This window comes from Paenibacillus sp. Soil787 (assembly GCF_001429545.1).
Lineage (GTDB): Bacteria > Bacillota > Bacilli > Paenibacillales > NBRC-103111 > Paenibacillus_E.
In genome coordinates, this window is record NZ_LMSP01000006.1 from 77755 (window position 1) to 103601 (window position 25847).

Here is a 25847-nt window from a genome sequence, read left to right on the forward strand (position 1 = left end):
ACTTTGCACACAAGCTGTGTATATATCTAAGTTTTCTTACAATTTGAGACCGTCTGCTTGTTTATGACGCTGTTGTGGCTTCTGTTGGAGCCGCTATACTATTTTGCATACGAATGGCTTGGTTGCAGGCTGAGATAAAAGCTTTCGCTACCGCCACAAGCACATCCTGGTCAATACCTGTGTTTTTATAAGTTTGGCCGCCCACTGAGATGGTGACTTCCGCTTCTCCAGTTGCCTTTTCACCTGTGGATAACGAGTGAAGCTCCAGATCGGAGAAATCTACAGCCATCGGAATCGCTTGTCTAAGGCACTGCACGATTGCCTCAATTGGGCCTTCACCTGTCCCCGAGTAAACATTTTCAACACCTGTTTGATTGTTCTTGACCGACACAGAGGCGACCCGATTGCGATCACTGCTAGAAACGACTTGCATATGCGTCAGTGTAAATGGCTCCATTTGCCCATTAACGGTAGATCCTACAAGCTCCATGAGTTGGTCGTCTGTCACCATTTTCTGGTCATCCGCTTTTTCCTTGAATCTGGTGTAAAGTGTATCCAGTTCTTCTCCCGTAAGCTCTATGCCAAATTGCCCTACGCGATGTTTCAGCGCATGACGACCCGAATGCTTGCCAAGGATGATCATGGACCGTGGAATGCCCAGCTTTTCCGGATCCATAATTTCGTACGTATTGCGATTTTTCAGCAGCCCATCCTGATGGATACCCGCTTCGTGCTGGAAGGCATTGCGGCCGACAATCGGCTTATTGTAAGCAATGGGGAAGCCCATGATGCGGCTGACCATTTTGGATGTGTTGAAAATTTCACTGGATACGATCCCTGTTTCCACACCCATGATTTGCTTGCGCGTCTCAATCGCCATAACGAGTTCTTCGAGCGAACAGTTGCCAGCGCGTTCCCCTACACCGTTAACGGTTACTTCCACATGAGTGACTCCTGCAGCAATAGCCGCAAGGCTGTTCGCGACAGCAAGACCCAGATCATTATGGCAATGCGCGCTGTACTCCACGGTGTCGCCGCCTCTTACACTTTGACGCACCCTGCGGAACATAGCCCCATATTCCTCTGGAAGCGCGTAGCCTACAGTGTCAGGGATGTTCAGTATAGTTGCTCCCTCTGCAATGACTGCCTCGAGAACTTCAAACAGGAATTCGTCCCCTGTTCGCGTTGCGTCCATCGGCGAGAATTCGATCCGATCCACGAATTGCTTCGTATAGGCAACCATGGAGCGAGCCATCTCTACCACCTGTTGACGGGATTTGCGAAGTTGAAAATCCAGATGGATATCCGATGAGGACAGGAACATGTGAATCCGTCTTGAAGCAGCATCCTGTGTGGCTTTTATCGCCGAGTCAATGTCCGCTTTAACAGCGCGGGCGAAGCCGCAAATCTCTATGTTCTGCAGTTCCCGTGAAATTTGCTGCACCGCCTGAAAATCGCCAGGACTTGAAATCGGGAAGCCCGGCTCGATCGTATCCACGCCCATTTTCGCAAGCTGCCTTGCGATACGGATCTTCTCTTCCGGATAAAGGGAGGCTCCTGGCGCCTGTTCGCCATCTCTAAGTGTCGTATCAAAAATGCGAATACGTCGATTGTTGTTAGTGTTGTTGATTTCCATGGTTATTCCTCCTCAAGGTTGGGCCAGACTTGCTGGCAATTATCTTTTATGGTTTGAATTAGTTTAAAGCTGAAAATAAAACGTGCTACGACTGATTTATGCGTCTCCACGTTACTTTAGTGATGTTTTTCATCTTTACAGAAGCTCACATCGGTGGAAGCAGGTCAGCTGGCTGATTTCAGTCGATTGAGAAGCCACCTCAAAACAACAAAAAGACCCGTCATCTCACATAAGAGACGACGGGTCTTCACCCAGCGCGGTACCACTCTTGTTGGCTCCAAGTCACGGAGTCCACCTCAGACATAGCGCAGCAAGAGCTGGCTATGTCACCCGATCACGGAGGTCATCCGTTCATCCCTAACAGCGTTTAACTGGCTGATCAAGATGACCGCTTCCAAGCGAGTTCGGGGCATTCACGGTCTGCGTCGCATCAACCCGCAGCTTTCTGTACCGTACAAGTGAGCCCTTACTACTCTTGTTCATCGCGTTTTTGTGTATGATTTCCTTACTACTCTTGTCCATCGCGTTTTGTGTATGTTTTCCTTACTTACTTCTCTTGCCCATCTGGTTTGTTATATTCGTATTCCTTCATCGCATTTGTTCATGTTCGCTTCAAGTTCCAGAACAACCAAAAAAGCCTGCCATCTCTATAAAAGAGACGACAGGCTTGAACCTTCCGCGGTACCACTCTAATTGATCCGAGCTGTTACACTCGAAACCACTCATGTACCTGATCACGGGGGTCAACCGTCAAGACCTACTTGGGTGCTGGATCCTTGGCATCCTTATCAGCCTTACCGCTCCCGGGCGAGTTCAGGTACCGTTTCGTCTGTGCTTTCACCAAGCGCACAGCTCTCTGAGCGAAACTGCTGTTCCTTACTAATCCCGTTCGTTGCGTTTGAAAGTATTGATTGTGATTATAATATGCAGTTTTAACAAAGTCAATACAGTTGTCAGAAAATTTATTTTATTGCCCTTACCACTCTTCCAGCTTGAGTTGAGGTTCTGCCTTCAGTTCCATGGAGTCGAATTCCTGCTTGTCCCACTTGAGAAAAGCGGCTGCACCTATCATCGCAGCGTTGTCTGTGCAGAGGCCGAGCGGCGGCACGAGCAGCGGCACATTCAGCTGCTCGCAGCGCTCGGCGAGCTTGCTGCGCAGGCCTTTGTTCGCGGCAACGCCGCCCGCGAGCAGCAGCTGTTTCGCGCCGTATTCACGTACGGCGCGGTCAGCCTTCTCCACAAGCACGTCGATGACGGAGGCTTGGAAGCCCTTGGCAATCTGCGCGACTTGAACGGCCTCGCCGCGCATCTTGCTCTGGTTGACGACGTTCAGCACAGCGGATTTCAATCCGCTGAAGCTGAAGTCGTAAGAGTCTGCCTCGAGCCACGAGCGAGGCATCTTGATCTCGGACTCGGCTTCCTGCGCAAGCCGATCCACATGCGGTCCGCCCGGGTAAGGCAGGCCCATCGCCCGCGCGATTTTGTCGTAGGCCTCGCCAGCCGCATCGTCGCGTGTTCGCCCGATGATACGGAACTGGCCCGGCTCCTCCATCAGAATCAACTCGGTGTGTCCGCCGGACACAACGAGCGAGATCAACGGATACTCGAGCTCATGCACAAGCTGATTCGCATAAATATGTCCCGCAATATGGTGAACACCAATCAGCGGCAGATCCAAGGCACAGGCTAGCGCTTTGCCCGCTACGACGCCAACTAACAGGGCCCCGATTAATCCAGGTCCCTCGGTTACGGCAATCGCGGACAGCTCCTGCAGCGATACGCCCGCTTTCTCTACGGCTTCCTCCAGCATCCATGTGATCGACTCCACATGCTTGCGGGAAGCCACCTCCGGCACCACACCGCCATAGCGTTGGTGGGTTTCGATCTGACTGGAAATCACATTGGAACGAATGATTTTACCATTTTCGACAATGGCTACGGAGGTTTCATCACAGCTCGTTTCGATGGCCAAAATATAAACCGGCTTCGTGACGGTAGCCTCCTTTTGCTGTTGGCCTGTTTTACTTTTTAGCACATCCTTATCTATCTGTTGCCTCGTTCCACTCATTTGCTCTTGACCTGTTTCACTCATCATTTGCTCTTGACCCGTTTCACTCATTTGCTGTTGTCCCGCTTCTCTCTCTAACTCTTGTCCTACTTCTCTAGTCAAATTCGTCACCTATCCGAAAGCCTCAATCCCCGAGACTATCCTTTCTTCTCTTAGGCAAGTCTGCCCACATAATGACAGCATCCTCGCGATTATCCGTGTAATACCCTCTACGTACGCCAACAGAGCGGAATCCGACTTTTTCATACAAATTTTGCGCAACGTAGTTCGAAGCTCGAACCTCAAGTGTCATTCGAATAGCCCCTAGGAAAGCAGCTGTTTTCATCAGCTCCCGAAGCAAACGTTCCCCTAATTTACGTCCTCTATACGTATCCCGAACTGCCACATTCGTGACATGCGCCTCTTCCATGATGAGCCACATGCCGCCATACCCGGCGACCTCACCTTCGATATCCATAATCATATAATGAGCAAATTGATTGTTCGTTAATTCATTCTCGAATGCACCTTTTGTCCAAGGTGTCGTGAACGCTTCTTGCTCGATTTCACAAATAAAAGGGATGTCTTCCATTCGCATGGAACGGAACACCAACGAATTTTCGGTTGTTTGCGGTTGCCGCTGCTCCATCATCAATGATCCCCCTTCTTCGTCTTAATTCCGGCCAGTAAATTGGCTTCAGCTTCCGGTAATCTGGTGTAATTAGGGACAAATGTATGCACATCTGCTTTCTCCCCTTTAGCCAGCCTCGGATAGGCTAGTCTCCCGATATATTCCGCTTCTATCCCATAGGAAAGGACACGAACGACTCCGTCCCAATCTCCGGCGAATTGTGCCAGTTCATCTTTAAACCCCTCGGTTTCACCTACAAACAGAATTGCTTGAGGCCTATGTTCTTGCGCAGATGAAGCTGCTAGCTTAATAATTTGCTCCGTCCAAGATCCAATAACACGAATGCCATCAGGCAGAACTTCTTGCCAATTCGCCCCGAGCTCACCATTAGCTAATATCGGAGTAGCCCCTTCATAGGCGTAGACTGCCGTGAAAGCCTGCTTACGTCTACCATCCATGAGCGGCACCACCCAAGTCGGCCCATTTCCGGTCGCGCTCTGCTCCTTCATAGCGCCACCAAGCGCCATGGCTTCTAAGCTGGACACACCAATAAGGTCCAGACCTAACGACCATGCGAACGTTTTGGCAACAGACACGGCAATACGAACCCCTGTATAGGAACCGGGGCCTTGGCCCACAGCGACCGATTGAAGGTCCTTGGGTTTGAGATGTAAACTCGCAAGCAAATCTTGAATATGGGGAAGAAGCCCGATCGAGTGATTCCGTTCAGCGTAGGAGCTGACCTCGCCAAGCATGTTTCCATTTTCCAAAATAGCAACTGTCATTGCAGATGTTGAGGTATCGATGGCTAAGCATCGTCCTAAATTCATTATCCGTTCTGTCATTGTAAATGTCCGTTCTCCTTCATTTGTACACACCAGCTCTGATACGGGTCTCCGTGCGGAGTCAGGTGAAATACTCTGGTTTGATCATCCTGATGGGCAATCGTGATGGCTAGCCGCTCTGGCGGCAGAAGGTCTTCAATTAAACTTGACCATTCGATCAGCGTAACGCCCGCTCCATAAAAATAATCTTCAAGCCCTAGTTCATCAGCTTCCTCTTGCGAAATGCGGTACATATCCATATGGTAGAAAGGAAGCTCAGCTCCCTCGTATTCTTTGATAATGGTAAATGTAGGCGAATTAACGATTTCTGTAATTCCCATCGCTCTGGCAAAGCCTTGCGAAAACCTCGTTTTTCCCGCACCCAGATCGCCATCTAGTGTAAAGACAGTGCCGGGCTGCAAATAGGCGGCCAGCAATCTTCCCAATTTATCGGTATCTTCCTCATGCCGGGAGTTGTACGTAAATATGGATTGAGGCAAGTAGATCTCATCCCTTTCTTTCCGTTTGCGCGTGCTGCTCCTATTATAGTCCTCGCTAGCAGGCAACATCAACTCTCTAATCTAAATAATCGACTTCGTCGTCCTTTAGGGACGAGCGCGTTTATCAAGATTGATGCGGAGCAAGAGTATAAAACCTAATTTTACTTAATCTACCAAGGATAAACGACTCCGTCGACCTCAGGGACGAGCGCGTTTGTCAAGGTAGATGCGAAGCAAAAGTATAAAGCTTATACTTCTTTATCTACTGAAAAAGCCTGCATAAGTGCAGTCTTTTCAATCGAGTCCAACGATTAGGGAGGAATTCCTGCAAATATACAGTATTATTGCAGCATTTCTGCTTGTATTTACCGAGCTAAATAAGAGGTAGAAAGGATGTATAAATGCAGCCATTCTACAAGAGCTGATTTGCGCTTCGTTGAAGTTCGTGTCGCACGACGTTTTTGCCTGCTGCCCCTTTGACAGCGGAAAACCAACCCTTCGTACAGAGCGACTGGCAAAAGTATAAAAGTTATACTTTTTTTATCTAAGGATAAACGACTCCGTCGTCCTTCAGGGACGAGCGCGTTTGTCAAGGTAGATGCGAAGCAAATGTATAAAACTTATACTTTCTTATCTATTGAAAAAGCCCGCCCCGAAATAACTCGGAGCAGGCTTTGCTGTTCTTTCACATCCACTAATGGACCTCTTCTAACTCCTGAACCGATACTACCCGAGAATCGGCCGGGTTTTCTTCCGCATGGACTTTGGCAATTGCTTTGCCGGTATCCACACTATCGATCCAGACAGGGAGGCCATTTAGCTCGACGTGAATCTTCTCATCAGCGGCTATAATCTCTTGAGCGCGATGAATGTTCATGGCTCATCCAATACGGATTCCGGATGATCCATCGTATCTGTTGTCGAAGATTCGATTAATCCATTGTGCATGGTGACGTTGCCGCCTCCCAAGCCTTCGTTAATCATGCGGTCAATGTCCATAAAATGGTCATCTTGCCCTTGATTAACTGTATCTTGGGATGCATTTGAATCTTGTGCCATCCGTGAATCCCTCCTTAGCATAGATTAGCTTCATGGTGATCAACTTCGCTTTTAAAGTACCCACTCTCGAGGCCATCTATTCTCTTAAATTCCTACCGTATAAAGCCATTAAATCAAGAGAATACTAGTACAATCACGATTACCCAGGAGGAATCACGAGATGCATACAGTTTGGAAAGGCGCTATTAGCTTCGGACTTGTTCATGTGCCTGTGAAAATGTTTTCGGCTACGGAAGATAAGGATATCTCCATGCGTTACATACATAAAACTTGTATTACACCGCTCTCCTATGTGCGTAAATGCCAGACTTGTGAGAAGGAAGTAGAGTGGGAGGAAATTTCCAAGGGATACGAGTATGAACCTGGACGTTTCGTTATTTTTGAGAAGGATGAATTGGAAAATATCTCGGGCGAAGCGAATAAAGAGATCAAGATTCTGGATTTCGTCAACTTGACAGATATTGATCCGGTTTATTTTCAAAAGACTTACTATCTTGGGCCTGGAGATACTGGCTCTGGCGCCTATCATTTGCTGCTGGATTCCATGCGTCAAACCGGCAAAATCGGCATCGCCAAAGTCTCGATCCGTTCCAAAAGCTCACTAGCCGCCATTCGAGTTATCGAAAACTGCCTCGCTATGGAAACTATTTTTTACCCGGATGAGATTCGGCCGATTTCGCAAGTTCCCAACCTCCCCGAGAAAGTCACCGTGAACGAGCGTGAAATGGAAATGGCGAAGATGCTCATCAGCCAGCTATCGACACCTTTTGAACCCGAAAAATATAAAGATGAGTACCGCGGCCGTTTGTTGGAAGCAATCGAGCATAAAGTGGCTGGAGAAGAAGTTCAAGCTGCCCCTACGCTGCAGAAAACGAGCGTTATTGATCTCATGGCCGCGCTGCAAGCGAGCCTTGACGCCACGAAACCGACGGATGGAAAAGTAGCATTAGGTGAGGACGCCAGCGTAACAGAGGTCAAGAAGCCGAAAGCGAAACCGAGAGCCAAAAAAGCGAAAGAACCGGTAACGTGAATGTGAATAAGACACAAAAAAAACTACGACGGACCAATTAACGCACACAGCTAATGATACCAACCGGAAATAGACGTTTAACGGACCTCGATGCCCTTAACTGCCTATTTGGAGCGATGATTCCGAGCTTACGGACTTCAGCGCCGTTATTCGGTTTCAATCTACCTTATTTTCATCATTTGAAGTAGATTAAGGGCTGTCGAGTCCATTAGATTTTCAAATTCAATCTTTTTCGGGGATTAACGTTGCTCCAGTCCTTTAGCTGAGAAAGATGAATCTGAAGTTGATTTTCGCACCCATTTCCTTACTCAACAGCTGTATGTTGATTGGTCAGTCGTAGAAAAAAAGCTGATTCTTGATTTTCAAGGATAAGCTTTTTTTGCATGGTTCTGTTTAATTGACTACATATTCTGTGAAAAGGTGCAATCCGCTAGATCCATTTGAACGAAAGCTTGAATGCTGGGGTGCCTCATCGTTCCGTGGGGAGTCCATTCAAGAAATTGTATTTTCGCCGTTAACTTGGGTTGGATCCAAATGGCTTCTTTGCTCCGTTCAGGCTCGTTTATAAACGGCTTATGTGGTGTCGTCATCGGTTCAACGATCTTCGTCAATTGACGCCAATCTTCCTTACTTAGTTTCCCTGTTCCGGCGTGACCTATATAGATAAAACGGCCGTCTTTATCGTATAACCCCAGCAAAATTGCGTTTACAACTCCCGCCCTGGTCGTTACCCCGCCAATCACAGCAAATAAGTCGCGGAAAATCTTCTTCTTCACCCAACGGCCGTCTTTTCCTCCAATGGCATATGTACTCTTGAGGTCCTTACATACAACCCCCTCCATACCGTGCTCCTTCATGACATCGAAGAGTTTGTTTCCGTCCGCAATGTTTTGTGTAATTTGAAATTGGGGCAATGGGGTAATCACATCTTGGAGTATCTTCTGTCTCTCTGCTAATGGCTTATCCACGACCCACTTGTCATTGTACATGAGGATATCGAAAATCATATATGTAATGGGCGTCTGCGTGACGGCTCGATCTATGCTTTGGCTTTTGCGTAAAGATTCCCTCTTCATAATCTCGTGAAAGGCAGGCTTCTTTTGATCAAAGGCTATGATTTCCCCGTCTAAAATGACAGAAGAGGCTGAACAGTACGTTTTTATTGCTAGCAGCTCGGGGTACTGCTTGGTACGGTCATTACATCGGCGATTCACTAAACGAACGTCATTTCCATCGAAATAGGTTAACATTCTGACGCCGTCCCATTTAATCTGTGCCACCCAATCATCGGATGTTGGAATCGTTTCTGTGCTGATCGGCTCGAAAGGAAATACAGGCTTAAGTTCCATGTAGGTCTCCCCTGTTTGATATGTTCTCTTCATTGTTGCCATTATTAAAAAAGAACAAACCAAAAAACCGCCTTTTCCATAGCTGCAGCTATAAGTAAGACGGCTATTAATGATGAGTTCACCCTGACCCTGTAAAGGACTCAAAATTTATTACCTCCTTATAAGCATAAGCCTATACCCGTGACAAATATCCTTCATACGTTATATGATGCATGACTTATGAACAACATAGATAGTCAGTAACCCATAGGGAGTTGGAGTTATGATCTCAAAAACGGGACTTACGGGGCGTGTGATCTTCAAAGGAGATCCGGGGTATGATGCGGCACGAAAAAATTGGGATCCTCATACGAACAGATTTCCGAAAGTATTTGTGTTTGCTCAAAGAACTAAAGATGTGGCAAATGCTATAAGATGGGCACGTATAAATAATGTCCCCATTCGTCCAAGAAGTGGAAGACATGCATTGGAGACGAATCTGTCACAGGTCAATGGAGGCATTGTTATTGATGTAAGTGAGATGAAGAAAATTCAGCTCAATAGAAAACTCGGAACAGTTGTTGTGGAGTCAGGCAATCGGGTGGGAAGAATAGTAAACACGCTTGCCCGACAAGGTTTTTTGGCTCCCTTTGGTGACAGCCCTTCCGTTGGGATCGGCGGAATCACACTCGGCGGGGGAATTGGGCCACTCCAACGGACGACCGGCCTCATCTGCGATAATCTTCTCGGACTCGAAATGGTTGACGCAAAGGGAAAAGTTATTCGGGCCAATAAGAAAAGCCATAGTGATCTTCTATGGGCTTCCCGCGGGGGTGGCGGTGGAAACTTTGGCGTATATACGAAATACAAATTTAAAGTGCGGCGCGCTCCGCAAAATGCTACTGTTTTTAAAATTACTTGGCCTTGGAATCAGTTTGAAGAGCTAGTCAAAGTATGGCAACGATGGGCTCCTTTTGTAAGTACAAAACTGGGCAGCGAGTTATCGGTTGGGCCCAAAAAAGGCGGCAATGTCAGTATGTTAGGGCTGTATCTTGGATCTAAAAAGGAGGCTCTCCGACTATTAGAACCTATTACGAGCATCGGTACTCCGACAAAAGATATTCGATTGCTTCCCTATACGAAAGTCGTCAAATTTATGCTAGCTCCCGATCCAGTGCTTACCCAAAAGTTCAGCAATCAATTCTCCAGCGGTTTCGGGAGGCGCCCTTTCCCGGACAAAGCGTTTAAAGCGATGCGCGAGTTTTTAGAAAAGGCAGAGGGGAATACGCCTGCTGGGTTCTATTTCCTCAATTGGGGCGGTGCTGTGAGCCGTGTCTCACCTAGAGCTACCGCGTTTTATTGGCGGAAAGCAGATTACTATGTTGAATGGAATAGCTCATGGGTTAAACAATCAAATGCCGCTAAAAACATTGCCTTAGCTCGGGAAACACGCCGGAAGTTACAGCCGTATATTGTAGGTTCCTACATTAACGTACCAGATCAAGGGATTAAAAACTCCGGCTCAGTTTACTATGGCAAGAACTATGAAAGATTACGGAGAGTAAAGGCTAAGTATGACCCTAAGAATGTGTTTAATAATCCGCAAAGTATTCCTCCAGCGAAGTGATTGCTTTAACTAGCAGCAAGCAGTACGCCTCCCATCCATAAACAGTAGCCAAAGTATCCATTGTTCTGAGGTGTCCTGAGAGAGGATGGGTGGCTAACTGACAATAAACAAAAGCCAGTCCAAACACAAACATAATGTGTTAGACTGGCTTTTTATTTGATTACTGCACATAAATAAACATTAGTACAACTTATGAACCATCTAAGATGACAGAAGAAGCCGAACAGTATGTTTTTATTGCTAGCAGCTCGGGGTACTGTTTCGTACGGTCATTACATCGGCGATTCACTAAACGAACGTCGTTTCCATCGAAATAGGTTAACATTCTAACGCCGTCCCATTTAATCTGTGCCACCCAATCATCGGATGCTGGAATCGTTTCTGTGCTGATCGGCTCGAAAGGAAATACGGGCTTAAGTTCCATGTGGGTCTCCCCTGTTTGATATGTTCTCTTCATTGTTGCCATTATTAAAAAAGAACAACCCAAAAAGTCCTCTTCCATCTCTAATTTGCCTTTATAATTCACACACAAATGGATGTATCCCATCGTTTATATGTCCAATCCTCTTGATCATAGATTCATAGAATATCAATATAATGATTAGAGGAGGAACATGAATGGCATGTAAATGCAGCACACCCAAAGCAGCACGTAGAAACAAAATCTTTACTATCAAAAAAATTGATATGGCCACTTTGACTAGAATGAAGGTAACTCGGGTTAATCAAGCAACTCAAACGATTGACGGGTCCGCTCCATGTGGTTCACGGTTTGTCATTGCGAGAGTGAATGGTTCAGTTGCTACAACAATTACACTTATTCAAAATGTTGGAAGCTGTGAGTTTACCGTATTTTGCGTTACTAGGAACGGAACCGTCATTTCGGGTACTGAATTTACTTTCGCACCTCGGACGTTTATCACAAAATATGTGGCACCTGCCGGAACATATAATGTCGTTGTGCAATGCCGAGTCGTATTTGATGCACCAGGTCCTTGTTTAGTTCGTACTTCTTTAACCTAATAAAATAATTCATTAGTATTCAAACCTTCTTAATCACTAAAGTGTGGTGTTGAAGGTTTTTTCTATATTTGAATGAAAATCCTTAACCTGTTTTGGCTTTTGCACATCATATAATTAAGTAATTATATAAGCATTGACAATTGAAATAGAAATTGAGAAAATGACGAAGAAATCTCTTGTACTTTACGCCTTACGAAGGAGCGTGCAGCTTTGGTTGAAATAGATAAAGTCGCGGATGTTTGCAAGCTGTTGGGGGATAAAATGCGGCTCACGATTCTTTCGCTTCTTAAGGAACGCGAGCTTTGCGTGTGCGAAATCGTCGAAATCATGAATACCAGCCAGCCGAATGTGAGCCAACATATGCGGAAATTAAAGGACGGCGGCTTGGTTAAGGAAGCCAAGAAGGGGCAATGGGTATATTACTCGTTAAGTATTGACGATAAGCCTTATTTGCACGAATTATTTCAACACTTGCCTGCACAAAAAGAAAAGGTAGATCTCATGTCTTGCGAGCAGCTCGATTGCTGCGACTAGCAGATGAGCTTATTATTTAGGAGGTTTAAGAAGAACGTATGGTTTATTTAGCAGTTATCATCTTTTTACTTACGCTGACCTTCGTCATTTGGCAGCCAAAAGGGTTGAATATTGGATGGTCCGCATCCGCAGGTGCCATTGTTGCACTGCTCTTTCAGGTTGTATCTTTGAATGATGTTGTCACTGTGACTGGCATTGTGTGGAATGCGACTTTGACTTTTGTCGCCATTATTCTGATTTCCCTCATCTTGGACAACATTGGATTCTTTGAATGGTCTGCCCTTCATATGGCACGAATTGCCAAAGGGAACGGGAAAGTTATGTTCGTCTATGTCATCCTGCTCGGGGCCGCTGTCGCTGCACTATTCTCCAATGATGGCGCCGCGCTAATTCTAACGCCAATTGTTCTAGCGATGGTTCGTGCCTTGAAATTTCCAGATAAAATGATTCTGCCGTTCATTATGGCCAGTGGTTTTATTGCAGATACGACATCCTTTCCTTTCGTTGTGAGCAACTTGGTGAACATCGTATCGGCTGACTTTTTCGGTATTGATTTTGTCACCTATGCTAGCCGAATGTTCGTTACAAGTCTTTTCTCATTAGCTGCAAGTTTGCTGGTGCTGTTCCTTTATTTTAGAAAAGACATTCCTCAAAACTATGATGTCACTCAGCTTAAGCGTCCTTCTGATGCGATTAAGGATATTCAGCTTTTCCGATTATCTTGGGTCATTCTTGGGATCCTTTTAGCTGCTTACCTAATCAGTGGGTTTATTAAAATTCCTGTTTCCATCATAGCCGGGGTCGCTGCACTAAACTTCATTCTGATTGCCCGATCGAGCAAGGTGATCGAAACCAAAAAAATCATCAAAGATGCGCCATGGGCTGTCGTGATTTTTTCAATCGGCATGTACGTAGTTGTTTATGGATTAAAGAATGCTGGCTTAACCAATGCTCTTGGAGAACTAATTGACACCATTTCAAGACAAGGCTTGTTCGCTGCCACCGTAGGGATGGGATTCCTGGCCGCTATCCTTTCCTCGGTTATGAATAACATGCCGACCGTTATGATTGATGCGCTAGCGATCAAGGGCACTCAAACGGAGGGAATCATTCGTGAAGCTCTCATCTATGCCAATGTCATCGGCTCCGATTTAGGGCCCAAAATTACCCCAATCGGCTCGCTGGCAACTTTATTATGGCTCCATGTCCTATCCAAAAAAGGTGTAAAAATCACCTGGGGGTACTATTTTAAAATAGGCATCATCCTTACGATCCCAACATTGTTAATCACGTTAATTGGTCTGTACCTATGGTTAAACGTAGTTTCATAATCAACCTTTAAGGAGATGTTCATTATGGACAAAAAGATCGTATATTTTCTTTGCACAGGAAATTCTTGCCGGAGTCAAATCGCAGATGGTTATTTGAAGGCTTTGGGAAGTGACAAATATGAAGTGAAGAGTGCCGGTCTGGAGGCCCACGGTCTAAACCCCAGAGCGGTTGCCACGATGAAAGACGATGGCATTGATATCTCTACTCATACCTCTGATGTGATTGACCCTGAGATTTTGAGTCAAGCGGATTACATTATTACATTGTGCGGTCATGCGAATGACAACTGTCCTGTTGTACGTAATGATCAAGCCGAAAGATGGCACTGGGGCTTCGATGATCCGGCCAAGGCTACGGGAACAGAAGAAGAAATTACAGCCAAATTCCGCGAGGTTCGCGATGCCATTAAAGCTCGTATCACGCAGTTTGTAAAAGAAGGTAACTAAGATGATCAAAAGAATGCATGTCGCGGTGAATTGTACCGATCTTCACAAGTCGTTAGATTTTTACCGTGCTTTCTTCGGCGCTGAGCCAACGAAAGTCAAAAATAATTATGCGAAATTCGAGCTCGATAGTCCCGCTCTTCACTTCTCTTTGAATGTCAGACCGTTTGAGAAAAACGGTGTACTCAATCATTTGGGATTCCAAGTAGATAACACGGAAGACGTCCTGCAGATGGGTGAGCGTTTGAGACAAAGCGGCCTTCTGCTCACTGACGAAATGAACACGACCTGCTGTTACGCGGTCCAAGATAAGGTTTGGGTATATGATCCCGACGGTAACGCTTGGGAAATCTTTTATACCAAGGAAGATTCCGAATTTGAATCCGCGGGGGAGCCGTTAGATGCCTCATTATGCTGCGCACCACCGTCCGTACCTGTAAAGGCAACCATTGCATTTACGCCATTTAAGAAAAAATAAGGAGGCGCATCCATGCCCAAAAATTATCAAGCCTTAATCGAAGATAAAATCTTCTTTGGCGGTGCTTCTGACGTTGAAGACATGGTCAAGAACGAGAACGTTGAAGTGATTGTTGATCTACGTGGAGAAGCCGCCGAGTGTGCTTTCCCAGCTGGTAACGTCGAATGGATTCAAGTTCCCCTTGGAGACAACGCAGAGGGACCACAGGATCAGCTTTTCCAGCAAGCAATTGATCATGTTGTAGAGGCTTATAACAGTGGCAAAAAGGTTGGTTTTCACTGTGGCGGCGGCAAAGGCCGCACCGGTGCTGTGGCTATTGGGACTTTGATCACATTAGGCAAAAGCCAGACCATCGAAGAAGCGGAGAAACTCGCTCAAAGCATTCGACCTGTTGTGAATGTTAGAGCCCCTCAACGCGAGGCTCTTGAGAAATTATTTAAAAGATAAACTACAAAAACTAGCCCCTTGAGCAATGATTAATTGCTTAGGGGGCTAGTTTTTGTTATTTCTTAACGCTGTTCATTCATTCAGACCTCTCACTACTGGTACGACTCCAAAAGGTGATACGAGTCGATCATCAGTTTTATAAAGGGTTATGAGTTTTATAGATTAGCAATGTTGTATTTCCTACAACAATTCGCACACCATAAGGCTATTTTTCAACTTGAAGTTGCATTTCGTACAACATTTTGAGCCCATTGCTGCAAAATCGGCTATATCGGGCCTAATTGTTGTACAACGATGCAACAACGTAGGGTTAGTGGCGGTTTCTAGGCAGCAATTGTGCACTTTTATACTAAAATAACAAACGTAAGAGCACATTATCTTCATTCTTGGGGGGGGGGCGACGTAGGCGTTACGTTTGTTTTTACAACATACGTCAACTAAGGAGCACATCTCCATCTCATGGCCCAATCAGGCAAGCTGCACCCATAGTTCTTCCATCCGTTTCCCAAAATTCAACCTGTAACTGGCATCACTAGATTTTAGCGGAACGTAGAAGCCTTATTTTGCGCAAAAACGCGTATTTCACGTTTTCGCGGAACGTGGAGCCTCTATTTCCCGCTTTCGAGGTGTAAAAACCGAAAAAACGCCAAAATAGTGCTCCCACGTTCCGCGTACCGGTCCGGAATCGGCATAATCAACGAAATAGCGGCTCCTCGTTCCCTATGATCCGATCCATTCATTTATTTATTCATTTATTCATTTATTCATTTATTCAATCATCACCCGGCAACCTCAAGTGTGCAAGATGACAATGGAATCCAAATTAAAACACCTCGATATTAAACAAGATTGGATGAATGAATCAACATTCTATCTTTCAATAATTTGCTCGCGTTTCGGTCCTATGGAGACCCATCGAATAGGTACACCAATCAGTTTCTCAATGTGAAGCACATAATTTCGAGCTTCAATTGGAAGATCGTTAAACATACGAATATGTGAGATATCACACTTCCAACCCGGCAGTTTTTCATAGACTGGCTCTGCTTGCTGTAATTGTGAAGTATGCGGGAAATCCATGCTGATCTCATTTTGAATACGATAAGCGTTACATATTGGAATCTCCTCCAGATAGCCCAGCACATCTAGATTAGTTAGGGCAACCTCGGTTGCGCCCTGCAGCCCACAGCCATACTTGGTCGCAACGGCATCGAACCATCCTACGCGCCTTGGCCTGCCGGTTGTTGCCCCGAATTCTCCCGCATCCCCGCCACGCGTGCGTAGCTCATGGGCAACCTCGGCATGAATTTCGGATACAAATGGCCCTTCGCCGACACAGCTAGAATAAGCCTTCGTTACAGCAACAACTTTCTTGATGGCATAGGGAGGAACTCCTGCCCCAACAGCAGCGTATCCAGCCAAAGTGGATGAAGATGTCGTATAAGGATAAATACCGTGGTCAGGATCTCGTAACGCTCCCAACTGTCCCTCAACTAATACCGATTGTCCTTTTGCTAATGCTTCTTGCAGTAATGTTGTCGTATTGCACACAAATGGCTGAATGAATGCCGCTTGCTGCTGCACTTCATCTACAAGCTGATCTACATCCAGAGGAGCCTTTTTATATAAATGAGTGAGGAGAATATTTTTGGACTCCAATGCCCTAGTTAACTTTGATCTTAAATGACTTTCATCAAATAATTCGGATACTTGAATGCCAAGCTTCACATATTTATCCGCATAGAATGGCGAAATCCCTTGCTTGGTGGACCCAAACTTCTTATCCCCCAAACGTTCCTCCTCCAACTCATCGAATAGAATGTGATAAGGAAGCACGACTTGCGCGCGTTCAGAAATACATAGCTTAGGCTCTGGTACGCCTCGCTTCACTAATTCCTGAAATTCACTTTGGAGCTTACTCATATTTAAGGCAACACCAGGCCCTATAACATTCGTGGTTCCAGGATAAAACACTCCAGAGGGAAGCATATGCAGTGCAAATTTGCCATAGTCGTTAATAATCGTATGCCCTGCATTGCTCCCACCTTGGTACCTAACTACAAACTGGGAATGAACGGCAAGCACATCTGTTAATTTCCCCTTGCCCTCGTCGCCCCAATTCGCTCCCACAATAGCTGTAATCGTCATCTTAAAATCAACCTCCCATTGATATAACTCCATACAACTAAGTATAATGACAATATTCTTATTAAAAAAATTAATATTACTAATACTTAATATTAACAGTATTGATATTAGGGAGATGAACGAACGATGATTCACAATATGGAGCTATATCAAGTCTTCTATATCACGGCAATAGCGGGAAGTCTATCCAAGGCAGCTGATGAACTATTTGTTACACAACCAGCTGTTACGCATTCGATTAAACAATTAGAGGCAAAACTGGGTGGGCAATTATTTTTCCGCACATCTAGAGGAGTAACATTAACAACGGAGGGGCGTGAGCTTTTCACCTATATTGAGCAGGCTTATCACTTTATTCTTAATGGTGAAAGAAAGATTACGGAGATGCAACAACTTACACATGGGGAGGTGAAAATTGGAGCCGGTGATACGCTCTGTAAACATTTTCTTTTGCCGCATCTTAAGCAATTTCACGAAGCGTTCCCCAAAGTAAAGATACAAGTAACGAACAGAACCACAACGGAGACGATTACTCTGCTAAAAGAGGGGAAAATTGACCTGGGTATCGTCAATCTCCCTATTATTGACCCTCAGATCGAAATTCAAGAAAGCATCGTCATTCATGACTGTTTCTTAACAGGAGAAGCGTATAAGCATCTTACAAAGGCCCCCATTTCTCTCCAGAAGTTGCTCGAGCATCCGATTATCCTGCTTGAGAAAGGGAGCAGCACCCGCGCCTACTTAGATCATTTTGCTGAAGGGCAAGGGTTGTCCATGAAGCCAGAGATTGAGCTTGGAAGTGTTGATTTACTTATCGAATTTGCAAGAAATGGGTTCGGTATTGCTTGCGGAATTAAAGAGTTTGTCAATCAAGAGCTATTGGACGAAACGTTGTATGAATTCAGTTTAACAACACCTATCCCTGCCAGAAAAGTTGGTATTATTAAATTAAAGAGCATACCTCTTTCTGCCGCTGCCACTCATGTGTATGATACTTTAACACAAACAATATAGCCGCTTGCTCCGGAAATGAATTTCCGGAGCAAGCGGCGTATACTTCACGACCTGATAATGGATGATTTACTTTATGTGAAGCAAAATTACAATAGGATTTCTTGAAAGAAGCACTACCTTGAGCACTAGCTTGCTGCGGCTGACGGATCTGCCGACCTTGCGCACAATTTTTGTGCGCTAGCACCCGGTGGCGACGGATCTGCCGACCTTGCGCACAATTTTTGTGCGCTAGCACCCGGTGACGGCGGATCCGACGACCTTGCGCACAATTTTTGTGCGCTAGCACCCGGTGACGGCGGATCCGACGACCTTGCGCACAATTTTTGTGCGCTAGCACCCGGTGGCGACGGATCTGCCGACCTTGCGCACAATTTTTGTGCGCTAGCACCCGGTGGCGACGGATCTGCCGTCCTTGCGCACAATTTTTGTGCGCTAGCACCCGGTGGCGACGGATCTGCCGACCTTGCGCACAATTTTTGTGCGCTAGCGCCCGGTGGCGACGGATCCGACGACCTTGCCCAAGGAAATTTCTACTTATTTTAGAAACACATCCCGAAGTCCTTCGTCGATCGTTAAGATGACATGCCTATGATTGACCTGAAAGACTTCCGCTGCTAATACACGACTCCATTCAGGGGGGTACCCTCAAGCTCTACCTCGAAACTTATACTTTCTTATTTTGCAAGGCTAAACGACTCCGTCGTCCTTTAGGGACGAGCGCGTTTGTCAAGATAGATGCGAAGCAAAAGTATAAAACTTATACTTGCTTATCTAATGTAAAGAAGTGCTAACTGCAACCAGTTAGCACTTCTTTTATTTCACCACAGCTGTCTGAACTCCCGACAAATAGCTTTTCACAGCCTCTACAGCTTCTTTCCTATTTCCAACCCTGATATCGACTCGGTCTTGTTCATATTGCTTCATCGCATGCTCATAGCGCGGGTCGTAATAATGCATCAGAAGCAGCCTAACGGCATTCTCATAGTGCTGAGCTTGAAGACTGGTCTCAATTTCTTTGGCTATTGGGGTATGGATGCGGTCTTTAATATGCTTAAACGCGTGTAAAATATCCGCCTGATGTTCGAAAGGTTTATAATCCTCAATAATATGTTGAACACGTTCTTCGATTGGCATTTCGATAAAAATCTGCTTGGCAGCTTCCTTTTTTTGAACGAGAAACTCGGGAAGAACGACTTTGCCTATGCGCTTGCTTTCACCCTCTATTAAAATGTAAGGCCTATCTTCAAGCTTCAGCAGTTGTCCGACCAGAAGGGACTCAAATGTCTTTTGGTTATGCGATTTCAGGCCAATCTCTCCAAAAATGGAGCCTCTATGACCTGCCAACCCTTCTAAATCCAAGACAGGATAGCCCTCTTCCTGAAGACTGCGCAAAATAGCTGTTTTCCCGGTTCCCGTGTTTCCAAGAATAACGTGTGCAGGAGGCTTAAAATCTCCAAGCTGCTCAAGTGTACTTATAACCCATTTCCGATAGGCCCGAATACCTCCGGTCAACCGGTAAACCCGAATGCCCATCAGCGACAAAACGGTTGCTGTTGTTTTACTTCTCATCCCGCCGCGCCAGCAGAAAACGACCTTCGGTTCCTTGATTTGCTCGAAAGTCTTCACAAAAGCGGGCAGCTTCGCAGAAACGATCTCCAGCCCTCTATCCTTAGCAGCTTGCACACTCACTTGCTTATAAATGGTACCTATCTCGGCACGCTCTGCATCCTCAAATATGGGAATATTCAGGCTGCCGGGGAACGTGCCATCCTCAAATTCCGATGAGGAACGGACATCGATCGGAACGATCTCTTTTTTATTTTGCAGGGTTAGCAATTCTTCGATGGTAATGTCTTGAAACAATGGATTTTCGCTCCTTTAACTTACAACAATGCGTCCGGGATGTTCTGCCGTTATTTCGCCAATCAAGCTCGCTTCTACGCCGGCATCCTTCAGTTTACTCAGCAATTCATCCGCCTGCTCCCCATCAACCGAGATGAGGAGACCGCCTGAGGTGACCGCGTCACATAGAATCCATTGGCTAATTTGATCCAACGATTCAGCAAAGGTGATCGATTCCTGTACATGAGCGAAGTTGTTTTTGGTGCCCCCAGGAACGAATCCCTCTTCGGCCAGCTCTCGCACCCGCGGCAATACGGGTACATCATGCGCAGTAATGCGAATACCCACGCCGCCCCCTTTGGCCATTTCTAGAGAATGTCCCATTAAACCAAAGCCTGTCACATCTGTGCAGGCATGAACGTTATAAGGCTCCATCGTTTCCGCCGCCGTCTTATTCAGCGTTGCCATAACTTGTGTGACTCGCTGAATTTCTTCTTCACTTAGTCGATCTTTTTTGATCGAGGTTGTCAGGATACCTACGCCAATCGGCTTCGTTAAGATCAATTTATCCCCGGGCTTAGCTCCTGCATTGGTGCGAATTTTCCCTGGATGCACCAATCCCGTGACAGCGAGTCCAAACTTCGGCTCGTTATCATCGATGGAATGACCACCTACTAGTGTAATCCCTGCCTCCAGCATTTTATCCCCAGCGCCACGTAAAATATCGGCAAGCACTTGCTTGTCCAGCGTTTTAATTGGAAAAGCAACAATGTTTAATGCCGTTAATGGCTTACCGCCCATCGCATAAATATCACTGATGGCATTCGCTGCCGCTACTTGTCCGAATGAATAGGGATCGTCAACGATCGGAGTGAAGAAATCTACGGTTTGAACGAGCGCAAGCTCTTCACTTAATTTATATACCCCTGCATCATCACTGGTATCTATCCCGACGAGAAGATTGGGGTTTGCAACTGTAGGCGGCAAAGATTTTATCACTTGAGAAAGATCTCCCGGACCGATTTTGCATCCGCATCCACCTTTCGTGGAGTAAGAGGTTAGTTTGATTTTATCCCCTGTTGTCATCTGGCATCTATCCCTTCATCATTTTCAAGCTATGTATATATCTATCATAACCGATTTAACGCTAATCTTAAAATAAAAACGAACATCTCTTATCCGTGAGTGAATCACAGAGCAGAATGTTCGTTTTTGATATCAACGTTTCGTATGCAGCGACTTCAAGTTTGCTTCAATGGACACACGCTGGTTCTCTAAGAATGGCGGGAGAGAAAGCGATTCGCCTAGCGTCTCAAGGGGTTCATCCGTAGCAAAACCCGGACCGTCGGTAGCTAATTCAAAGAGAATGCCATTCGGCTCGCGGAAGTACAAGGAACGGAAATAAAATCGGTCTACGAAACCTGAGTTAGGTAATCCTGCTTTGTTAAGAACTTCAACCCAAGCCATCAGTTCTTCCTTATCTTCAATACGGAAAGCAACATGATGAACGCCACCGCCGCCTTGGCTTGATACCGGGAGATCGCTGCGCGGCTCGACTTGGACTTCGGCCCCTGACCCACCTTCGCCTACTTGCATGACAATGATATCCTCTTGTCCTTTAGCCAACGCTGGAATACGCTCTTTCTCCGTGAAGCCAAGTAAACGCAGCGCAGCCAGTGTGGATTCCGGCTTCCGTACGGTAAGCTTTACAGGGCCTAGTCCGGTTATGCCGTACGAGACGGGAACCGAGCTTTTTTCCCACGGCTTCCCGCCTTTAACACCTGTATTATTTTCATCTGAAACAATGGCTAGCTGCTGACCTTCCGGATCCTCGAAAAAAATGACTTTACGTCCCGCCAAATCCTCCACAGGGGAGTACTTTACGCCATGTTCCTTGAACCGCTCTGCCCAAAATGAAAGAGCCTCGTCATTAGCTACACGAAGAGATGTACCCGAAATACTGCTTACCCCTGCAACATTAGGCCCCACCCCGGGAAAATCAAAAAAGGTGAGCTCAGTTCCCGGATTCCCCTTTTCATCTCCATAAAACAAATGATAAGCCGTTGTGTCATCTTGATTGACCGTCTTTTTGACAAGACGCATGCCAAGCACTTCGGTGTAGAACTGGAAATTCGCTGCCGCATCCCCTGTCATCGCGGTTACATGATGAATACCTTTTACGTTCAAATCTATCCGTCCTCTCTATAAATGCTCAGGCCTCTGATCAAACACAACTGGTAGTTTAACCTTAACCTATTCGGAGTATGAGCTACGAAGTGCCCAGTATCTTCTTCCCGCGCGGCTGCAAACCATTCGGATCCGGTTCTAACGTTACGCCGAAGGAGTCAATTTGAAAATCCTTCACCTTCACAGGGATGCTGTATGTCAGCACACCAGTGCCCTTCTCGTCTACACGGAGCGTCCCGCAATTGTATCGCTTCCCGCTTCGGTTATACCAAACCTGATAAGCCCAATCTCCTTGCGTCTCTTTGAGACCTTGCAGATTAATGACCACATTGTGGACATCGCCATTTTGCAGCACCCAAGCCGTACCAGAGGCTGTTGGCATCGTACTTTCAAAGGATTTTAATTGAAACGTATGCACGATTTCTGCAGGTTGATTTAAGATAGGGTTGGCTGAAAAGTTTTTTGGTTGTTGATTATTCCACCACGCGCCTACAACGAGGCCTAAGATAATGGCAGCAGCTCCGCCATACACCCATTTGAACGAACGTCTCTTCTTCTCTTTCTTCTTGATCGCTTTAAGTTGGGTCGGGACAATAGATTGCATAACTTGTTGCTTCAAATCCGCAGGGACTTCAACTTCCTCCATCTCAAAAGGAAGCGCCTGCCAGACCTCTTGCAGCTCGCTTAATTCTTCCCGGCATGTGACACAAGTTCGCAGATGCCGTTCGAAAGCAGCACGTTCCCACTCCGTGCAGTCGCCTGTCAAATAATTGACAAGATAACTGCATTCCACAGTCTCCTGTTCTTTCATTACGTCATCCCTCCCTCAGTGATGTCAGATGCTTCCGAAGTATTTTCAACCCTTGATGCAGACGGCTTTTTATCGTTCCAAGCGGCTCATTCGTATGAGTCGCTATTTCGCTTAGAGAATAGCCCTGCCAGTACATCATATCGATCAATTGAATTTGACTATCCGACAAATGCACATAAGCCTCTTGAATTTGCTCTCCTATCCATTTACGTGACATAACCGATTCTGGATCAGGATCACTCGAAATAAGCGCATGCTCCCATTCTCTGGGTTCAAATTGGATCACTTGATCGAGTCTGCGCTTCTTGCGCAAGCTATCAATGGTGATATTACGGGTAACCGTAATCACCCAATTGACGAAAGCACCTTTGCTTGCGTCATAGCCTTTTTCCGTGGTCCAAAGACGTGTGAAAACAAGCTGGACAATTTCTCTGGCCGCTTGCTCTTCCTTCATGGATTTCAGCGCAAATGAATACACCAGCTTCGCATAGCGATCGTAAAGCTCTTCCAAGGCAGGATGGTGCTTAGCCATCACCAGCTTCATGAGCTCACCATCTGTTCGATTTCGCATAATTCGGTACACCCCGAGTCGAAATGAAGTTTATTATCTTTCTACCTTATCGCCAGCTAGACTTCTTGGCAATAGCTTTATAGAAAAATAGCGCCCCAACGCCGCTGCATCTACCAGCATGTTGGAGCGCAATAAACCTACAGAGTCGAATAGGAAGTTATCTTGCTGTAGTTTGAGCTGGATCTAAGACGAACCAGACTTTTCCTACATTTTGTCCGGTTGTTTCACCGGGGTTGTGATCTTTGATCCAGTAGTAAAGCGGCCAGCCTTTATACGTGCTTTGTTTCGTGCCATCGTTTCGAGTAAGGGTACCGAAATCGCTGCTAGTCAGATCCGAGGAAACCGTAAGGTTCGCATCATAGAAGATCGGCCAGTTAACCAAACATTGGCCAACGCAGGAGTTAGGATCCGCTTTATCTTTTGTGAACAAGTACAAAGCCATGCCATTCTGATCCACCAAATACGTGCCAAGAGCATCGGATTTACTTGTTTTTACGGATGTGTTCGCAGCTTTGGTGCCATTGAATTTCGCAGGATCAATCACGTACCACACTTTACCAACATCCTGGCCTAAAGTATCTCCCATTTTCTTATCATCTACCCAATAGTACAGAGGGAAACCTTTGTATGTGGTTTGCATTTTGCCATCTGCGCGAACGAGTGTACCGAAATCTGCTGAATTGACTCCCGTTGGAGGCGCAATATTCGGTGCGTAGAATAATGGCCATTTCTCCAAACATTTGCCGGAGCAATTGCTGACGCCCTTCGTATCTTTATCAAAGTAGTAAAGCGCCATGCCGTTTGCATCTGTTAAATAATTGCCTAGATCGGCTTTGGTGCCTAGCGCCACGCCGCCGTTCGAAGGTTTAATAACGAACCAGACCTTACCAACGTTATCTCCTGTTGTATCTCCGGCTTTTTGATCCTTAACGAAGTAATATAAAGGCCAGCCCTTATAGGTCAGTTGTTCTTTGCCGTCAGCACGCACGAACACTTTGAAATCCGCTGCGCTAAACTCCGCAGGAACCGTGAAATTATTGCCGTTAAAGATCGGCCAGTTGGCCAAACATTGACCCACACAGGAATTCACATCTGCTGCGTCCTTGGTAAAATAGTAAAGCGTCATTCCTTTAGAGTCCGTTAGATAACTACCCAACGTATCGCTTTGCTTCAAGCTGAGTTCTGCGTTCTTCAGCACATCGAGCTTAGTCGCACTGATTTTGCCTTTATCCGTCAAATCGGCGGCTAACGTTTTCATAGTACCTTTGATCGGCACCTTCAACGCCTCGATGGTCGCAGTAGCGATATGTAAGTTTTTGAATGACTTCACATTAGCAATCTTGGATAAGCCATTTTTCGAGGCAAAAATAAATACGTCCGCATACTCGAAATCCGAACCTTGTGTGTAACCCAATGATTCTAACAGAACCTTATAATACTGCTGCGCTGTAATTCCGGAGAGCGGTTCAAACTTATCGTCGCCGGTTCCCTGCCAGCCTAGGCTCGGGTTCGCTTTCAAATAACCTAGAATCGCTTGGTTCTCTTTGGAAACGCTGCTAGCATCCTTGAAGCTAGTAGTTCCGGTGTAAGCTAACGCTTCGGCTTCCAAACCTTTTAATCTTAGGGACATCACCGCGGCTTGCAGCCTAGTTGTTGGCTTGTTTAAGTATTCAGCCGTCAGCCCATTGCCCTCTCCTTGGAGGATACCCAGATCCCCTGCTATATCCGTTTCGGATTTGACCTTCAGAGGCTCAGCCGCAGCTGCTGATAGAGCCGTAATTCCCGCCATAAGACCTAGTAACACTAGGGATGATACGAATACTTTTTTAAAATTACCCATGCTCGATTATTCCTCCTTAAATTTTTCTATTTAAGGTAACGACGTGGAGATGCAAGCGGTTTTATCATTTGTGTGTTAAGTTGGACAATTTTTATTTTTTTAGCGACTATGCGCTATGGCAAGCCAACGCGCTGCTTGTGAAAGCTCGGTTTTCGATCTTGTCTTCGCCACGTATCAGCGAAAGCTCAATTTCCGCGCTTATTCACCTACACCAAACACTTCCTACCTTTTGCTGAGAGAGCCGAAATCCACTTCTCACCGTCGGAAAAGTAACAAAGTGTTGCTAAGAAGTCCGAAAAGGACTTCTTGAAGCCAGAATGATGCTTGTTAACCAAAAATGTATGCTGAGAGAGCCGAAATCCACTTCTCATCGCCGGAAAAGTARCAAAGTGTTGCYGAGAAGTCCGAAAACGACTTCTCGAAGCTAGAAGGATGCTTTTTACCCACAAATGTATGCTGAAAGGGCCGAAATGGACTTCTCACCGTCGATAAAGT

Annotated in this window: 24 protein-coding genes, 1 pseudogene and 2 other annotated features; of the genes and pseudogenes, 9 read left to right on the forward strand and 16 right to left on the reverse strand. The window is 46.0% G+C overall.

What is annotated here, in order from left to right; translation table 11 throughout:
• Positions 1-61: 61 nt before the first annotated feature.
• The 7 genes from ASG93_RS08945 to ASG93_RS08975 form a co-directional block, all read right to left on the reverse strand.
• A complete protein-coding gene (locus ASG93_RS08945) occupies positions 62-1636 on the reverse strand; it encodes a 2-isopropylmalate synthase (RefSeq protein WP_056830993.1) in 1575 nt (524 codons plus the stop codon).
• A 229-nt stretch (positions 1637-1865) separates the two neighbouring features.
• Positions 1866-2128, reverse strand: a binding site (T-box leader).
• A 159-nt stretch (positions 2129-2287) separates the two neighbouring features.
• Positions 2288-2538 (reverse strand) — a binding site (T-box leader).
• 74 nt (positions 2539-2612) lie between these two features.
• Positions 2613-3704, reverse strand: a complete 1092-nt coding sequence (gene tsaD / locus ASG93_RS08950) for a tRNA (adenosine(37)-N6)-threonylcarbamoyltransferase complex transferase subunit TsaD (RefSeq protein WP_082614814.1) — start codon at positions 3702-3704, stop codon at positions 2613-2615.
• A gap of 124 nt (positions 3705-3828) precedes the next feature.
• Positions 3829-4335, reverse strand: coding sequence for a ribosomal protein S18-alanine N-acetyltransferase (rimI, locus tag ASG93_RS08955; protein WP_200984466.1), 507 nt, complete (start codon positions 4333-4335; stop codon positions 3829-3831).
• A complete protein-coding gene (gene tsaB / locus ASG93_RS08960; RefSeq protein WP_056830995.1) occupies positions 4335-5159 on the reverse strand; it encodes a tRNA (adenosine(37)-N6)-threonylcarbamoyltransferase complex dimerization subunit type 1 TsaB in 825 nt (274 codons plus the stop codon). Before tsaB ends, rimI begins: the two co-directional genes overlap by 1 nt.
• Positions 5156-5638, reverse strand: coding sequence for a tRNA (adenosine(37)-N6)-threonylcarbamoyltransferase complex ATPase subunit type 1 TsaE (tsaE, locus tag ASG93_RS08965; RefSeq protein ID WP_056831165.1), 483 nt, complete (start codon positions 5636-5638; stop codon positions 5156-5158). The genes tsaB and tsaE overlap by 4 nt, the downstream gene beginning before the upstream one ends.
• 694 nt (positions 5639-6332) lie before the next feature.
• The gene (locus ASG93_RS08970) at positions 6333-6515 is read right to left on the reverse strand and encodes an H-type small acid-soluble spore protein (RefSeq protein WP_056830997.1); all 183 of its coding nucleotides are present in this window, start codon (positions 6513-6515) and stop codon (positions 6333-6335) included.
• Positions 6512-6697 (reverse strand): hypothetical protein, encoded by a 186-nt coding sequence (locus ASG93_RS08975; RefSeq protein WP_056830999.1) that lies wholly within the window; start codon positions 6695-6697, stop codon positions 6512-6514. Before ASG93_RS08975 ends, ASG93_RS08970 begins: the two co-directional genes overlap by 4 nt.
• Before the next feature lie 160 nt (positions 6698-6857).
• Here ASG93_RS08975 and ASG93_RS08980 point away from each other — a divergent pair, with 160 nt between their 5' ends.
• Positions 6858-7727 carry a Ku protein gene (locus ASG93_RS08980; protein ID WP_056831000.1) on the forward strand — a complete coding sequence of 290 codons (870 nt, stop codon included), beginning with the start codon at positions 6858-6860 and terminating at the stop codon, positions 7725-7727.
• A gap of 401 nt (positions 7728-8128) precedes the next feature.
• Here ASG93_RS08980 and ASG93_RS08985 read toward each other — a convergent pair whose 3' ends face one another.
• Entirely contained in the window at positions 8129-9076 is a 948-nt protein-coding gene (locus tag ASG93_RS08985) for an RNA ligase family protein (RefSeq protein ID WP_056831172.1), read from the reverse strand.
• A 262-nt stretch (positions 9077-9338) separates the two neighbouring features.
• On the opposite strand from ASG93_RS08985, the gene ASG93_RS08990 reads away from it, so the two are divergent.
• Positions 9339-10682: an FAD-binding oxidoreductase gene (locus ASG93_RS08990; protein ID WP_056831002.1), complete on the forward strand. Its 1344-nt coding sequence runs from the start codon at positions 9339-9341 to the stop codon at positions 10680-10682.
• A gap of 196 nt (positions 10683-10878) precedes the next feature.
• Here ASG93_RS08990 and ASG93_RS08995 read toward each other — a convergent pair.
• Positions 10879-11106: pseudogene (locus tag ASG93_RS08995) on the reverse strand (DNA ligase); the annotation flags it as partial.
• Between the two features lie 194 nt (positions 11107-11300).
• On the opposite strand from ASG93_RS08995, the gene ASG93_RS09000 reads away from it, so the two are divergent.
• The 6 genes from ASG93_RS09000 (at position 11301) to ASG93_RS09025 (ending at position 14939) form a co-directional block, all read left to right on the forward strand.
• Positions 11301-11705, forward strand: a complete 405-nt coding sequence (locus ASG93_RS09000; protein ID WP_056831006.1) for a hypothetical protein — start codon at positions 11301-11303, stop codon at positions 11703-11705.
• Between the two features lie 261 nt (positions 11706-11966).
• On the forward strand, positions 11967-12239 hold the full coding sequence (locus tag ASG93_RS09005) for an ArsR/SmtB family transcription factor (RefSeq protein ID WP_056831174.1): 273 nt from the start codon (positions 11967-11969) through the stop codon (positions 12237-12239).
• A 38-nt stretch (positions 12240-12277) separates the two neighbouring features.
• A complete protein-coding gene (locus tag ASG93_RS09010; protein ID WP_056831008.1) occupies positions 12278-13570 on the forward strand; it encodes an arsenic transporter in 1293 nt (430 codons plus the stop codon).
• A gap of 24 nt (positions 13571-13594) precedes the next feature.
• Complete coding sequence (arsC, locus tag ASG93_RS09015) at positions 13595-14017, forward strand: arsenate reductase (thioredoxin) (RefSeq protein WP_056831010.1); 423 nt, start codon at positions 13595-13597, stop codon at positions 14015-14017.
• Between the two features lies 1 nt (position 14018).
• A complete protein-coding gene (locus ASG93_RS09020; protein WP_056831012.1) occupies positions 14019-14492 on the forward strand; it encodes an ArsI/CadI family heavy metal resistance metalloenzyme in 474 nt (157 codons plus the stop codon).
• A 12-nt stretch (positions 14493-14504) separates the two neighbouring features.
• Positions 14505-14939 carry a dual specificity protein phosphatase family protein gene (locus ASG93_RS09025; protein WP_056831014.1) on the forward strand — a complete coding sequence of 145 codons (435 nt, stop codon included), beginning with the start codon at positions 14505-14507 and terminating at the stop codon, positions 14937-14939.
• Between the two features lie 870 nt (positions 14940-15809).
• Here the strand turns inward: ASG93_RS09025 and ASG93_RS09030 are convergent.
• Positions 15810-17087, reverse strand: a complete 1278-nt coding sequence (locus ASG93_RS09030; RefSeq protein ID WP_056831016.1) for an adenylosuccinate synthase — start codon at positions 17085-17087, stop codon at positions 15810-15812.
• Positions 17088-17213: 126 nt separating this feature from the next.
• Between ASG93_RS09030 and ASG93_RS09035 the strand changes: the two genes are divergently transcribed.
• Positions 17214-18101, forward strand: coding sequence for a LysR family transcriptional regulator (locus ASG93_RS09035; protein WP_056831018.1), 888 nt, complete (start codon positions 17214-17216; stop codon positions 18099-18101).
• A gap of 813 nt (positions 18102-18914) precedes the next feature.
• Here the strand turns inward: ASG93_RS09035 and mnmH are convergent.
• The 6 genes from mnmH to ASG93_RS09065 form a co-directional block, all read right to left on the reverse strand.
• A complete protein-coding gene (gene mnmH, locus ASG93_RS09040) occupies positions 18915-19964 on the reverse strand; it encodes a tRNA 2-selenouridine(34) synthase MnmH (RefSeq protein ID WP_056831020.1) in 1050 nt (349 codons plus the stop codon).
• 15 nt (positions 19965-19979) lie between these two features.
• Positions 19980-21029 carry a selenide, water dikinase SelD gene (gene selD, locus ASG93_RS09045; RefSeq protein ID WP_056831022.1) on the reverse strand — a complete coding sequence of 350 codons (1050 nt, stop codon included), beginning with the start codon at positions 21027-21029 and terminating at the stop codon, positions 19980-19982.
• A gap of 132 nt (positions 21030-21161) precedes the next feature.
• Positions 21162-22130: a ring-cleaving dioxygenase gene (locus ASG93_RS09050; RefSeq protein WP_056831024.1), complete on the reverse strand. Its 969-nt coding sequence runs from the start codon at positions 22128-22130 to the stop codon at positions 21162-21164.
• An 82-nt stretch (positions 22131-22212) separates the two neighbouring features.
• A complete protein-coding gene (locus ASG93_RS09055) occupies positions 22213-22941 on the reverse strand; it encodes an anti-sigma factor (RefSeq protein ID WP_056831026.1) in 729 nt (242 codons plus the stop codon).
• 4 nt (positions 22942-22945) lie between these two features.
• The gene (locus ASG93_RS09060; protein ID WP_056831029.1) at positions 22946-23512 is read right to left on the reverse strand and encodes a sigma-70 family RNA polymerase sigma factor; all 567 of its coding nucleotides are present in this window, start codon (positions 23510-23512) and stop codon (positions 22946-22948) included.
• A gap of 157 nt (positions 23513-23669) precedes the next feature.
• Positions 23670-25352 (reverse strand): hypothetical protein, encoded by a 1683-nt coding sequence (locus ASG93_RS09065; protein WP_056831031.1) that lies wholly within the window; start codon positions 25350-25352, stop codon positions 23670-23672.
• Between the last annotated feature and the right edge of the window lie 495 nt (positions 25353-25847).

What these genes read in the sequence shown, in the direction of transcription:
- ASG93_RS08945 (WP_056830993.1), bottom strand. Translation starts at nt 1,636, where the DNA reads ATGGAAATCAACAACACTAACAACAATCGACGTATTCGCATTTTTGAT.
- tsaD (WP_082614814.1), bottom strand. Translation starts at nt 3,704, where the DNA reads ATGAGTGGAACGAGGCAACAGATAGATAAGGATGTGCTAAAAAGTAAA.
- rimI (WP_200984466.1), bottom strand. Translation starts at nt 4,335, where the DNA reads ATGATGGAGCAGCGGCAACCGCAAACAACCGAAAATTCGTTGGTGTTC.
- tsaB (WP_056830995.1), bottom strand. Translation starts at nt 5,159, where the DNA reads ATGACAGAACGGATAATGAATTTAGGACGATGCTTAGCCATCGATACC.
- ASG93_RS08970 (WP_056830997.1), bottom strand. Translation starts at nt 6,515, where the DNA reads ATGAACATTCATCGCGCTCAAGAGATTATAGCCGCTGATGAGAAGATT.
- ASG93_RS08975 (WP_056830999.1), bottom strand. Translation starts at nt 6,697, where the DNA reads ATGGCACAAGATTCAAATGCATCCCAAGATACAGTTAATCAAGGGCAA.
- ASG93_RS08980 (WP_056831000.1), top strand. Translation starts at nt 6,858, where the DNA reads ATGCATACAGTTTGGAAAGGCGCTATTAGCTTCGGACTTGTTCATGTG.
- ASG93_RS08985 (WP_056831172.1), bottom strand. Translation starts at nt 9,076, where the DNA reads ATGGAACTTAAGCCTGTATTTCCTTTCGAGCCGATCAGCACAGAAACG.
- ASG93_RS08990 (WP_056831002.1), top strand. Translation starts at nt 9,339, where the DNA reads ATGATCTCAAAAACGGGACTTACGGGGCGTGTGATCTTCAAAGGAGAT.
- ASG93_RS09000 (WP_056831006.1), top strand. Translation starts at nt 11,301, where the DNA reads ATGGCATGTAAATGCAGCACACCCAAAGCAGCACGTAGAAACAAAATC.
- ASG93_RS09005 (WP_056831174.1), top strand. Translation starts at nt 11,967, where the DNA reads ATGCGGCTCACGATTCTTTCGCTTCTTAAGGAACGCGAGCTTTGCGTG.
- ASG93_RS09010 (WP_056831008.1), top strand. Translation starts at nt 12,278, where the DNA reads ATGGTTTATTTAGCAGTTATCATCTTTTTACTTACGCTGACCTTCGTC.
- arsC (WP_056831010.1), top strand. Translation starts at nt 13,595, where the DNA reads ATGGACAAAAAGATCGTATATTTTCTTTGCACAGGAAATTCTTGCCGG.
- ASG93_RS09020 (WP_056831012.1), top strand. Translation starts at nt 14,019, where the DNA reads ATGATCAAAAGAATGCATGTCGCGGTGAATTGTACCGATCTTCACAAG.
- ASG93_RS09025 (WP_056831014.1), top strand. Translation starts at nt 14,505, where the DNA reads ATGCCCAAAAATTATCAAGCCTTAATCGAAGATAAAATCTTCTTTGGC.
- ASG93_RS09030 (WP_056831016.1), bottom strand. Translation starts at nt 17,087, where the DNA reads ATGACGATTACAGCTATTGTGGGAGCGAATTGGGGCGACGAGGGCAAG.
- ASG93_RS09035 (WP_056831018.1), top strand. Translation starts at nt 17,214, where the DNA reads ATGATTCACAATATGGAGCTATATCAAGTCTTCTATATCACGGCAATA.
- selD (WP_056831022.1), bottom strand. Translation starts at nt 21,029, where the DNA reads ATGACAACAGGGGATAAAATCAAACTAACCTCTTACTCCACGAAAGGT.
- ASG93_RS09055 (WP_056831026.1), bottom strand. Translation starts at nt 22,941, where the DNA reads ATGAAAGAACAGGAGACTGTGGAATGCAGTTATCTTGTCAATTATTTG.
- ASG93_RS09060 (WP_056831029.1), bottom strand. Translation starts at nt 23,512, where the DNA reads ATGCGAAATCGAACAGATGGTGAGCTCATGAAGCTGGTGATGGCTAAG.
- ASG93_RS09065 (WP_056831031.1), bottom strand. Translation starts at nt 25,352, where the DNA reads ATGGGTAATTTTAAAAAAGTATTCGTATCATCCCTAGTGTTACTAGGT.